Origin of the sequence: Chryseobacterium sp. R2ACT005 (assembly GCF_049949215.1) — a bacterium.
Classification (GTDB): domain Bacteria; phylum Bacteroidota; class Bacteroidia; order Flavobacteriales; family Weeksellaceae; genus Chryseobacterium.
This window is the reverse complement of sequence record NZ_CP188192.1, coordinates 5,024,584-5,037,530: the sequence shown is the minus strand read 5'-3', so window position 1 is coordinate 5,037,530 and position 12,947 is coordinate 5,024,584. Positions and strand designations below refer to the sequence as shown.

Below are 12,947 nucleotides of genomic sequence, written 5' to 3'. Positions count from 1 at the left end.
ATAAACATTATTCTCCAAAAACTTCCTGTCCGGAATTTAAAGTATCTTTATTATCATGCATAACGGTGTGCAACTTCTCCTTCTGTAAAGGAAAATCCTCAAATAATCCGGATAACGCAAGAGCTGTATATACTTTGTTTGAATATTTGTTTCCGATAGCCACGATGGTAACTTTAGATTTTAAAAGGTGGGCAAATACAGAGTTTGTGCCATGCCACCATCCGTTGTGATACGTCAGCTTTTCACCATTATCAAAAATTTTCATCCTGAATCCTAATCCATAATTATTCATTCCTGACTTTTCATTACTGTAAGGAGAGAAAACCATCTCCATGAGTTCCGGTTTCAGGAAATTTTTCGAAAACATTGCTTTTGAAAAATTGTACAAATCTCTTGGAGTAGTATATACATTTTTGTCACCATAAATAAGATCTAATCTGTCTAAAGGATACAGTTTATTTCCCCCATAATAGAATGACTGAGAGGCTGTAGGAATATCTTTTTCCTGGAAAATGTAAGTATTATTCATTTTCAAGGGTGTGAAAACCATTTCTTTCATCGCCTGCGGGAAAGGAGTTTTTGTTACTTTTTCAACCAATAAAGCCAATAGAGCAAAATTGGTATTACAGTACATAAATCCTGTATCAGTATCTCGCGCCAGATCTGGTTTGTACTTGATAATCATATTCAATACATCCTGGTTCGTAATAAACGGTTTTGAAAGTTCAGCCGGTGCAGGCTGTATTTTGGTGATAAAATATTCGTATTTCGGAAGACCGCTTCTTTGATCCAATAAAGTCTGAACGGTAACATTGGGATATGGAAATCCTGGAAAAAACTGAGTAAGGTGATCTGTAAGTTTTATTTTTCCAGCCTCAATCAGCTTCATCATTGCCATTGCCGTTAAAGTCTTTGAAACCGAAGCTACATGCAACGGTGTATTTTTATCAATCGGCATCTGATTGCCTTCTCTTCCAAAGCCTCTATAGTTTTCGTAAAGAATTTCATCTCCTTTAGCAACCAGAATTCCGCCGCTAAGATTGCCTTCTTCCCATATTTTTTTGTAATACTGATCTATATAGCTTACCGTTGTCTGTCTGTTCAGAAGCTCTCCATCACCTTTGACGAAAATACTTCCGAAGTCTACATTTCCATAGTTGGGTAGATTGGTCGTATTTTCTGCTGAAGCTTCTTTGGCTTCAGACTTTTTTTTACAAGAAAATATTGCTAAAAGAACAGTTAGGATAAGTACAAAATTACGCTTCGTCATGAGATTCAAAATGAGCGGCAATTTAATAAAACTCAAAAATAAATAATAAACATGAAAGGGACATTATGAATTATTTAACATAAATGAAGGGAGATATAAAATTTGGAAGGACAAAATCGCGAAAAAGTGAAAGTCAATAAAAAAGCGAATTCACTTTTTGTAAATTCGCCTTTTATCTTTTATTTTTCATTGTTTAACAATGTGAAGCTACAATTTTATCTACAATAAACTGAGCCAACTTTTCTTTGCTCTGGTGTGTCCACCCGGCAATGTGTGGTGTTACAATGGCTTTTTCACATTCAAGAAGATATTTTAAATCTTCATTTTCAGTTTCAATATGCTCGAAAGAAGATTTTTCGTATTCCAAAACATCCAGACAGGTACCTTTTACCTTTCCTGATTTCAACGCTTCTACTAAACTTTTAGTTTTTACATTTTTCCCTCTTGCCGTATTCACAAAATAAAAGTCATTTTTCATTTCCGAAATGAATGTTTCATCTATAAGATAATGCGTTTCTGAAGTCAAAGGAATATGTAAGCTTACAACCTCAGCAGACTGTTTCAGCTCTTCCAGAGAAACCTGTGTTGCATATTCATCCGAAAGGCCGGGAAGTATATCATGGAAGATCACTTTACATCCGAATCCTGAAAGCCTTTTAGCTGTAGCTTTCCCCATATTTCCGTACCCGATAAGCCCTACAGTTTTCCCCAGCAATTCATCTCCTCTGTTTTCTTCACGTTTCCAGATCCCGTTTTTCACTTCCTGAGAGGCAATAAAAAGTCTGTTCATGATCACAAGCAGCATTCCTACCACATGTTCTGCTACGGAATCTCTGTTTCCTTCCGGAGAATTGATCAGTTGGATTCCCAGTTTTTCAGCAACAGGAATATCTATGTTTTCCATTCCGGCTCCTACTCTTGCAATAAACTTCAGGTTCTTACCCTTCTCCAGAAAATTTTGGTCTAAAGGAATACGGCTTCTGATAATAATCCCGTCGTAATTTTCAATTTTATTGCAAACCTCATCATAAGACGATGTAAAATCCTCTTCCAATATAAAATTCTGAGCCAAAAGCTGCTCAGTGATAAGAGGATGATTTTTATCTAAAAGAAGTATTTTCATTTTTATTTAATGATTTTAGAGATAGGAACAGATTCCTAAATGATTACAATTTTATTATATCGCAAAGTTCGCAAATTTCTGAAAAAACAAATGCTTTTAAGCTCGCAAAGGTGTTAGCACTCAGCAAAGTTTAAAAGCATTTTTATTGATAAAGTATGTAAAGTCTACTTTTTGTCTTTTTTTGACTCCTGTGGTTCCTGGAAGAGTTTTTTAAGTTCTACAGATTCCAAAGGTTTCATTCTTCCGGAAAGAATTAATGAAAGTTCTTTTCTACGGAATGCTGCTGCAAATCTTTCTTTTTCTTCTTCCGTTTCAGGAACCATTTCCGGAATAGGAATCGGACGGTTGAATTCATCTACTGCAACGAAAGTATAAATACCAGCATTGGTATGAATTTTCTTCTGATTGATCGGGTCATCCAACCATACATCCACATATACTTCCATGGAGGTAGAAAATGCTCTGGAAACTTTAGATTCCAATACCACTACTCCGCCTTCCGGAATCGGGTGATTGAAAGACACGTGGTTTACAGAAGCTGTTACCACTCTTCTCTCGCAGTGTCTTGCCGCAGAAATAGACGCACAACGGTCCATTTTTGCCAAAAGTTCACCTCCAAAAAGATTTCTTAAAGAATTGGTTTCGTTCGGAAGAACGATATTGGTCATAATGGTCAGAGAGTCTGACGCTTTTTTTATTTTTGCCATCTAGTCTTAGTGTTGTTTGGAACGGCCGGAGCTGGTTTTACTCCTTTTCCGACAGGTTTTGCTAATGAATCTTTTTTCAAAGAATCTGAAACGGATGCTTTTGGGGTATGTACCATCACCTTAATGGTATCTTTTACAATTCTATGGGTAGAGGTTTGTACGGAAACCTTATTGAAAGACTTTTTACCAAAAAGAAGTTCCTGCTGGGTAAAAGCCAGATATAAAATCCCCAAAACCGGAATAATCAAAAGGAAAACCCAGAGAAGAGTTTTTCTGAATTTGAAATCCTTTTCGCGATTAACTGAAGGATTTACCTTTTCTCCGTTATTGATATCTGAAAATCTGATCTCTTCAAGTCCATAAAAGTCCGGACGTCCTGATTCTATTCTTTTTCCTTTGAAATGGGTATGTCCTTCTTCAATGAAAACTGTTCCAAGGTTTTGAATTTCAAGAACCTGTTCGGCCTGAAGTTTCTTCTTCCAAAAATCTGTCTGGATCTTCAGATCACTTCTTGAAGCCTCTAAGGACATCTGTTTCTGTCCTGCAATAAAAGCAGTAAGATCTTCAGCCTGTACTTCGTAGTCTATTGTAAATTCAATCTGACTGGCTGGAGGTAAGATACTCCCGTTTTCGGAATTGATAATTGCCTTAGAATTTTTCAGTGAAAACACCCCAAAGCCTGGAACCGTGGCAGTTCCAAATTGTTTTAAGTATTCTAAAATGTATGCTGAAATATTCATTTGGCAGCAAATTTATAACTTTTTCATGACTTTTTAAGATATTTAACCTATATAAAAAAAGACTGCCGAAACAGTCTTTTGATTATTCTGTATCAAAACTGGAATACAGGTATTTAAACTTCTTTTTTTAAGCTTAACAGTTATAATGAAACATGTAAAAGGGCAGATTTACAAATTCACTTATTTACTTTCCGACCTTCTCATTATTGAATCTTCCAGCTCACTCCAAACATGAAATTCGTTCCTGCCTGTGAAAAATAATACGGCTGTCCTTCATACACAGATCCGTTGTTCACATATTTTTTATTGAACAGGTTATTCACCAACAGTTTTAATGCAATTTCATTATTGGCAATTTTAAACTGATACTGAGCGTTGAAATCTGTCAGGAAATAATCTTTAAGCTGCAGATTTGCATCTTCCGTATTGTCCAGATATTGTTTCCCGACATACTGATTCATTAAAGCAAACTGAAAATTCTTTGTAGGGTTGAATTTCAGACCTACATTGGCAATTACATTTGGAGAGAATGAAATCTGTGTATTTCCAAGGCTTTTAGGAACATCTCCATTTTGAATATTAAAATCCTGGTTTCTGCTCTGGCTTAAGGTTACGTTTCCTGAAACCTCCCACTGTTTGGATAATTTTGCCAAAGCACCAAGCTCCACACCTCTTCTGTAGCTTTTCCCGGAATTGGTTCTGATGAATGCTCCTACATTATTAAGTACACCATTTAATACCAATTGATTCACATAGTACATATAATAGAGATTCGCAGTAAAGGATACAATCCCGAACTGTTTTTCAAAACCAGCTTCAATGTCGTGAAGTTTTTCTGCTTTCACATCGTTATTCGCCATCAAGTCATCTCTGTTCGGTTCCCGGTGTGCATGAGCGTATGACAGGAATACTTTACCACCTTCAATTCTGTAATTTACACCGGCTTTTGGATTAAAAAACAGCCAGTTCTTACTTAAATCTGCACCTTCACCATCACCAGCCATCAGGACTTTAGTATTATAATTGATTTTTCTAAGCTGTAAATCACCAAAAAATTCAAAATTATCTACTCTGAACAAGGCTTTTGCAAAACCGGATACTTCATTCTTTATTGAGCGGCTTCTGTAATACTCACTTTCATCAATCTGAGGAAAAAATACTCCGGTAACATTTCCATAGTGTCTTCCGTAATACTGATTGGCAACAACACCAACATTCAGATCTAAGTTTTCAAACTTTCCGTAAAGCGTTGAAACAACTCCATAAAAATCATTATTCAGCCATTTTTTTCTAATAAAGTCTGAATATTTTATAGTTTGCCCTCCTTCAGTCAAATCAGGTAAATTGTATCTGGAAAAAGGATCTCCCTGCTTGTAGTTTTCGTAATATCCTTTTCCTTTGGTATAGTGAAAAGTAGTTTCAAGATTCCATCGGTCACTGAATTTTTGTTCCCAAAGCAACTGATAGTGGTTCTGTCTATAATTGTCTGTTTCGTTGTCATAGAAACTTACAATATTCTCCCAATTGGCATCATAAATAGCACCTGAAACATTGAATTTAGGATCGGTTTCCCATGTTTTACGGTCAATCCCGTTCCATGCCTGGTAGGTTTTCTCTTTTCCGCCGAAAGCCATTAAACGCAGCTTTGTGTTTCCTTCTTCAAATAAAGCAGTGAAATTATAAGAATGTAAGTTTGATGAAGCTCTGTCGATATATCCGTCAGAATGAATATGTGTATATCTTCCCATTATGGAAAGACGGTTTTTCCAGAACTTACCGGAACCTACTTCAGCCGAATATTTATAGGTATTGAATGAGCCGTAGCTGTCATCTGTTTTAAAATAAAACTTTTCTTCAGGATCTTTAGAAATCACATTGATACTTGCGCCAAAAGCAGAAACACCATTATTGGAAGTTCCCACTCCTCTTTGAATAACAATCTGAGACGCAGAACTTGTTAAATCCGGAACATTCACAAAAAAAGTCCCCTGGCTTTCAGAATCGTTGTACGGAACACCATTCATCATTACATTAATGCCGCTTCCTGAAACTCCACGAATTCTAAAACCGGTATATCCTACTCCATTTCCTGCATCTGAGGTAGAAATAATGGAGGTTTGATTTTTTAAAAGAATAGGAAGATCCTGTCCTAAATTTTTACCGTCTAAATCTTTCTGTACGTTGATGATTTCCTTTGCTACCGGCAGCCTTTTGGTAAAGTTGACGGCTTCAATTTCTCTGATTTTCAGAGAATCCTTATTCTGAGCCTGGATAAAGGCTACAGAGCCTACACTAAGCCCTAAAAAAAATAATCCTTTCATTCTATAAATCTTTGACATTTAATGAATAAAAGGGGATCGATAAGATATTATACAATAAGCGCCTGATGAAGACGCATCCCTAAACAGCATTACCTGTTCCAGGTTCATTGGGTATAATCTCAGCCTGTTAAAGCACCCCTTTATTTCAGCCGCAAAATTACAAAAAATATATGAGATAAAAGAGAATGTAAAATCCGGGTTACGGGTTGCGGGATATTGGGTTATGAGATAATAAAAACATCACGGAAAATAGGAGTTATTGAATGAACCATTCATCATTCATCATTCATCATTTATAATTTTCTAATAGGTTTTATTGTCCGCATCAACATAATAGTAGCTTTTTCCATCTTTCGTGACTTCAAACATCTTCCCCAGTTTCCAGCTAAAGTTTCTTTTGATATTGGCATATTCAAAAGGAATAATGATCTTATTGTTAACGTCAATCACTCCAAATTTATCATTATTGGAAGCAACAATCATGGGATTAGCCACATCATCACCTTCCATAATGTACAGATACTGATATTGAGGATAGATCTGAAACTGCCTGTAATCTGCAGCATTCACAAATTTTGATTTTTCAATAATGCCGTAAAAACCATTCAGAGTATAAGCCTGAAATAGCTGCTGTTTATATTCTTCAAATATACATTTTCCAAAATCGGCTTCTTTGAACTGGTATACTCTCTTCCCAGACTGATCTACCCGGTAAGAAATCATATCTTTTTCTACTGTAGCATATTCTTTTGTTCCGAATTTTCTAACTTTTTCATTAGGAGAATTCAGAAGGTTGCAGTCTTCGTAAAAAAATACAGCAATATGATATTCCGGCTGAATAATAAATTTCCCTTTCTGGTTAACATACCCAAAATGATCACCTTTCTTCTTAGGAATCAAAACCGGAAGATCTTTATTGATTATTACTAAATCAGGATTAGGCTTTTTAGCTGCAGCCCCTTTCTTAACCGCTGTTTTCACGCCTTGCTTCACCGGTATTTTCTTCACAGATTTAGTCTGTGAAAAAACGAAAACTGAAGTAAAAATGCATAAAACATTTAGGATATTTTTCATATTCACCATATGTCTACAAAAATATGACCAAAAATAGATATTATAAAATTCATATTTATAAAGAATCTAAATAATTTCGTTTCTATAAAATATTAAAAATTCGTAATTTTGGGAACATTTTGAATTGTTTGATAATTTTAAAAAACTTTTAAGAAAGTGTAGATTATGCTGACTTTATTCGGTTAATGTTGCATCAAAATGCGAGAACTCAAAATGTCATTAACTGTATTTGTACAGACCGGTAAAGAAGAAGCAGGCCTACCTTTAATGTTGAAAGACCTTCTATTATGAATATTTATAAGGATTACATCAAAGAGATTGAAGAAAGAAAAACCCAAGGGCTTCATCCAAAGCCTATTGATGGTGCTGAATTACTAAGCGAAATCATTACACAGATTAAAGATTCAGGTAATGCTGACCGATCGGATTCTCTTAAATTTTTCATTTACAACACGCTACCCGGAACGACAAGTGCGGCGGGAGTGAAAGCTAAATTTTTAAAAGAAATTATTCTGGGTGAATCCATAGTAGAAGAAATTTCCCCGGCATTTGCCTTTGAATTATTATCTCATATGAAAGGCGGACCTTCTATTGAAGTGCTGCTGGACCTTGCTTTAGGTAACGATCCGGCTATCGCTAAAGAAGCTGCAGCTGTTCTTAAAACACAGGTTTTCCTTTATGAAGCAGACACAACCCGTCTGAAGGAAGCATTCAACAGCGGTAACGAAATCGCAAAAGAAATTCTTGAAAGCTATGCAAAAGCTGAATTCTTTACAAAACTGCCGGAAGTTGCTGAAGAAATCAAAATAGTAACATTTATTGCCGGTGAAGGAGATATCTCTACAGATTTACTTTCTCCGGGTAACCAGGCCCACTCAAGATCAGACCGTGAACTTCATGGTAAATGTATGATCACTCCTGAGGCTCAGGAAGAAATTAAAGCTTTACAGGCACAACATCCTGATGCAAGCGTTATGCTTATCGCTGAAAAAGGAACAATGGGTGTAGGTTCATCAAGAATGTCTGGAGTGAATAACGTTGCTCTTTGGACAGGTAAACAAGCCAGCCCATATGTACCATTCGTAAACATTGCTCCAATTGTAGGAGGAACAAACGGTATTTCTCCGATCTTCCTTACAACAGTAGACGTTACCGGGGGTATTGGTGTTGACCTTAAAAACTGGGTAAAGAAAGTTGATGAAAACGGAAACCCAATTCGTAACGAAAATGGCGACATCGTTCTTGAAGAAGCTTATTCAGTAGCAACAGGAACTGTTTTAACGATTAATACAAAAGAAAAGAAATTATATAACGGCGATAAAGAACTTATCGACCTTACTAAATCTTTCACTCCGCAAAAAATGGAATTCATCAAAGCGGGTGGATCTTACGCTATCGTATTTGGTAAAAAACTACAGACATTTGCAGCTCAGCTTTTAGGAATTGAAGCACCTGCTGTTTTTGCTCCATCAAAAGAAATTTCTCACGAAGGGCAAGGACTTACGGCTGTAGAGAAAATATTCAACAGAAATGCTGTTGGAACTACTCCAGGAAAAGTGTTACACGCAGGTTCAGATGTTCGTGTAGAAGTGAATATCGTTGGATCTCAGGATACAACAGGTCTTATGACTTCTCAGGAACTTGAATCTATGGCTGCAACAGTGATTTCCCCAATCGTTGATGGTGCATACCAGTCAGGATGTCATACGGCTTCTGTTTGGGATAAAAAAGCTCAGGCTAATATTCCGAAACTGATGAAATTCATGAATGAGTTCGGTCTTATTACAGCCCGCGACCCGAAAGGTGAATATCATGCAATGACTGACGTAATCCACAAGGTTCTTAACGACATCACTGTAGATGAGTGGGCCATCATCATTGGTGGTGACTCTCACACAAGAATGTCTAAAGGGGTGGCTTTCGGAGCTGACTCAGGAACAGTTGCTCTTGCATTAGCTACAGGTGAAGCATCTATGCCAATCCCTGAATCTGTGAAAGTAACGTTCAAAGGAAACATGAAAGAACACATGGATTTCCGTGATGTGGTTCATGCAACACAGGCTCAGATGTTGAAGCAGTTTGGAGGAGAAAACGTATTCCAGGGTAGAATCATTGAGGTTCATATTGGTACACTTCCTGCTGACCAGGCATTTACCTTTACAGACTGGACTGCTGAGATGAAGGCAAAAGCTTCTATCAACATTTCTGAAGATAATACTTTAATTGAATCACTGGAAATTGCAAAAGGCAGAATCCAGATCATGATTAATAAAGGTATGGATAACCATAATAAAGTTCTTCAGGGACTAATTGACAAAGCAAACAAGAGAATTGCAGAGATCAGATCAGGAGAAAAACCTGCTTTGACTCCGGATGCAAATGCTAAATATTATGCTGAAGTAGTTGTAGATCTTGATGTAATTGTAGAACCTATGATTGCTGACCCGGATGTAAACAACGACGATGTATCTAAGAGATATACTCACGATACCATCAGAGACCTTTCTTATTATAGAGGTGAGAAAAAAGTAGACCTTGGTTTCGTAGGATCTTGTATGGTTCACAAAGGCGACCTTAAGATTGTTTCTCAAATGCTTAGAAACATTGAAAAACAACAAGGAAAGGTAGAGTTTAATGCTCCTCTTGTAGTAGCAGCACCTACTTACAACATCATTGATGAATTAAAGGCAGAAGGAGACTGGGAATTACTGGAAAAATATTCAGCTTTTGAATTTGATGATAATGCTCCAAAAGGAGAAGCTCGTGTTGAATATAAAAACGTAATGTACCTTGAGCGTCCCGGATGTAACCTTTGTATGGGTAACCAGGAAAAAGCAGCTAAAGGAGATACAGTATTAGCAACTTCTACACGTCTTTTCCAGGGAAGAGTAGTTGAAGATTCTGAACGTAAAAAAGGTGAATCTTTACTTGCTTCAACTCCGGTTGTAGTTCTTTCTGCGATCATTGGAAGAATTCCTAATATTGATGAATACAAAGCTGCCGTTGAGGGTATTGACCTTACCACTTTTGTACCTTCTATTAAAGAATTAACAAGTACAAGCGCTCACTAAGAGATTTACACATACGTCGTAAGACTATTGAAAATTATATAATTGGAAGATTTTGGTCCTTTGGGATTTAAAATCTTCCAATTTTTTGTTTAGAACGTTTCTATTTTAAGATAGTTACGTTTTTTTTTCGATAAAATCCGGAAAATAGATTCTATTTTTTCTTAAATTGAAAGTTATAAAATCTATTGATTTTGGAATCAAAAACAACCCTGTTTATGGATTATAGGAACGTTTTTTGATATATAAAAAAGTGATTTTTCTTTTTCAGACAGTAGAAAAGGAAACATTAAACGGAAAAAGAACAAAACTAAAATACGATATGACTTTTGATATTGATATGATCAAAAAGGTGTACGAGCGTTACCCGGAAAGAATTGCTGCAGCAAGACAAACCGTAGGAAAACCTCTTACCCTTTCAGAAAAAATCCTTTACACCCACCTTTGGGAAGGAAATGCTACACAGGCTTATGAAAGAGGAAACTCTTATGTAGACTTCGCTCCAGACAGAGTAGCAATGCAGGATGCCACTGCACAGATGGCACTTTTACAGTTCATGCAGGCAGGAAAAACTAAAGTTGCCGTTCCTTCCACAGCTCACGCGGATCACCTGATACAGGCAAAAGTAGGAGCTGATAAAGATTTACAGGAAGGAATCAACAAAAACTCTGAGGTATTCAACTTTCTAAGTTCTGTATGTGATAAATACGGAATCGGATTCTGGAAACCGGGAGCAGGTATCATTCACCAGGTTGTACTGGAAAATTATGCCTTCCCTGGAGGGATGATGATTGGTACAGATTCACACACTGTAAATGCAGGAGGACTGGGAATGGTAGCAATAGGTGTTGGCGGTGCTGATGCGGTAGACGTAATGGCAGGAATGGCCTGGGAACTTAAAATGCCTAAACTTATCGGGGTAAAATTAACCGGTAAAATGAGCGGATGGACTTCTGCAAAAGATGTTATCCTGAAAGTAGCAGGAATCCTTACCGTAAAAGGAGGAACCGGATGCATCGTAGAATATTTCGGTGAAGGGGCAGAATCCCTTTCCGCAACAGGTAAAGGTACAATCTGTAACATGGGTGCTGAAATTGGGGCTACAACTTCTACTTTCGGATACGATAATTCTATGAGAAGATATCTTGCTGCTACCGGAAGACAGGATGTAGTGGATGCTGCGGATAAAATTGCTGAGCATTTAACAGGTGATGCAGAAGTTTATGCAAACCCTGAACAATATTTCGACCAGTTAATAGAAATCAACCTTTCTGAACTGACGCCTCACTTAAACGGACCTTTCACTCCGGATCTGGCGACTCCGGTTGCAGAATTCAGAGCTAAAGCTGAAGCTAACGGATGGCCTTTGGAAGTTGAATGGGCACTTATCGGTTCTTGTACCAACTCTTCTTATGAAGATTTATCAAGAGCTGCTTCCATTGTAGAAGATGCCGTATCAAAAGGTGTAAAACCTAAAGCCATCTTAGGAATCAACCCTGGTTCTGAACAGGTAAAATTCACAGCAGAAAGAGACGGATTCTTAGATTCTTTCAGAAAATTTGAAAACGCAAGAATCTTTACCAATGCTTGTGGACCATGTATTGGACAATGGGACAGAGAAGGTGCTGAAAAAGGAGAGAAAAACTCTATTATTCACTCTTTCAACAGAAACTTCGCCAAAAGAGCTGATGGTAACCCAAATACCCATGCATTTGTAGCTTCTCCTGAAATGGTAGCTGCAGTTGCGATCTCAGGCAGACTAGATTTTAACCCGATTACAGATACTTTAACTAACGAAGCAGGTGAGCAGGTAAAACTTGACGAACCTAAAGGCTATGAACTTCCTTCAAAAGGATTTGCGGTAGATGATAATGGATATCAGGCTCCATCTGAAGATGGTTCCAGTGTTGTTGTGAATGTAAGTCCTACTTCAGACAGGCTTCAGTTATTAGAAGCATTCCCGGCTTGGGATGGTAAAAACATTGAAGGAGCTAAGGTATTGATCAAAGCTTTCGGAAAATGTACCACTGACCACATTTCTATGGCCGGACCATGGTTGAAGTACAGAGGTCACTTAGATAATATCTCAAACAACATGTTGATCGGAGCTGTAAATGCTTACAACATGGAAACCAATAAAGTTAAAAATGAATTAACCGGTGAATACGGTGAAGTTCCGGCTGTACAGAGAGCATACAAAGCGGCAGGCGTTCCAACAATCGTTGTAGGAGACCAGAACTACGGTGAAGGTTCTTCAAGAGAGCATGCTGCCATGGAGCCTAGACACCTTGGTGTGAAAGCTGTATTGGTAAAATCATTCGCGAGAATCCATGAAACCAACCTTAAAAAACAAGGTATGCTTGGAATCACTTTCGCTAATGAAGCTGATTATGATAAAATCAAGGAAGATGATACAGTTAACTTCTTAGATCTTGACCAGTTTGCTCCAGGAAAACAGCTGACTTTAGAATTCGTTCATGCTGACGGAACTAAAGATATCATCATGGCAAACCACACTTACAACAATCAGCAGATTGAGTGGTTTAAAGCGGGTTCTGCACTGAACCTGATCAAACAACAGGAAAAATAAAATTAATTGTTAGATTAATTAATATAAAGGCGGCTTCAATTGAAGTCGTCTTTT

At 37.3% G+C, this 12,947-nt stretch carries 8 protein-coding genes; 2 read left to right on the top strand and 6 right to left on the bottom strand.

Annotated features, from left to right (window positions below; translation table 11 throughout):
* Positions 1 to 7: 7 nt before the first annotated feature.
* From ACPF63_RS23105 to ACPF63_RS23080, 6 genes are all read right to left on the bottom strand, one after another.
* Complete coding sequence (locus ACPF63_RS23105; protein ID WP_426481461.1) at positions 8 to 1,270, bottom strand: serine hydrolase domain-containing protein; 1,263 nt, start codon at positions 1,268 to 1,270, stop codon at positions 8 to 10.
* Positions 1,271 to 1,463: 193 nt separating this feature from the next.
* On the bottom strand, positions 1,464 to 2,393 hold the full coding sequence (locus ACPF63_RS23100; RefSeq protein ID WP_426481460.1) for a 2-hydroxyacid dehydrogenase: 930 nt from the start codon (positions 2,391 to 2,393) through the stop codon (positions 1,464 to 1,466).
* Positions 2,394 to 2,557: 164 nt separating this feature from the next.
* A complete protein-coding gene (locus ACPF63_RS23095; RefSeq protein WP_077419504.1) occupies positions 2,558 to 3,100 on the bottom strand; it encodes an acyl-CoA thioesterase in 543 nt (180 codons plus the stop codon).
* Positions 3,088 to 3,840 carry a hypothetical protein gene (locus tag ACPF63_RS23090; protein ID WP_077419503.1) on the bottom strand — a complete coding sequence of 251 codons (753 nt, stop codon included), beginning with the start codon at positions 3,838 to 3,840 and terminating at the stop codon, positions 3,088 to 3,090. The genes ACPF63_RS23095 and ACPF63_RS23090 overlap by 13 nt, the downstream gene beginning before the upstream one ends.
* A gap of 203 nt (positions 3,841 to 4,043) precedes the next feature.
* Positions 4,044 to 6,161: a TonB-dependent receptor gene (locus ACPF63_RS23085; protein WP_426481459.1), complete on the bottom strand. Its 2,118-nt coding sequence runs from the start codon at positions 6,159 to 6,161 to the stop codon at positions 4,044 to 4,046.
* 303 nt (positions 6,162 to 6,464) lie between these two features.
* Positions 6,465 to 7,235 carry a WG repeat-containing protein gene (locus ACPF63_RS23080; protein ID WP_426481458.1) on the bottom strand — a complete coding sequence of 257 codons (771 nt, stop codon included), beginning with the start codon at positions 7,233 to 7,235 and terminating at the stop codon, positions 6,465 to 6,467.
* 287 nt (positions 7,236 to 7,522) lie between these two features.
* On the opposite strand from ACPF63_RS23080, the gene ACPF63_RS23075 reads away from it, so the two are divergent.
* Both ACPF63_RS23075 and ACPF63_RS23070 read left to right on the top strand, forming a co-directional pair.
* Entirely contained in the window at positions 7,523 to 10,306 is a 2,784-nt protein-coding gene (locus tag ACPF63_RS23075) for a bifunctional aconitate hydratase 2/2-methylisocitrate dehydratase (RefSeq protein ID WP_426481457.1), read from the top strand.
* A 319-nt stretch (positions 10,307 to 10,625) separates the two neighbouring features.
* Positions 10,626 to 12,893, top strand: coding sequence for an aconitate hydratase (locus tag ACPF63_RS23070; RefSeq protein ID WP_426483240.1), 2,268 nt, complete (start codon positions 10,626 to 10,628; stop codon positions 12,891 to 12,893).
* The last annotated feature ends 54 nt before the right edge of the window (positions 12,894 to 12,947 follow it).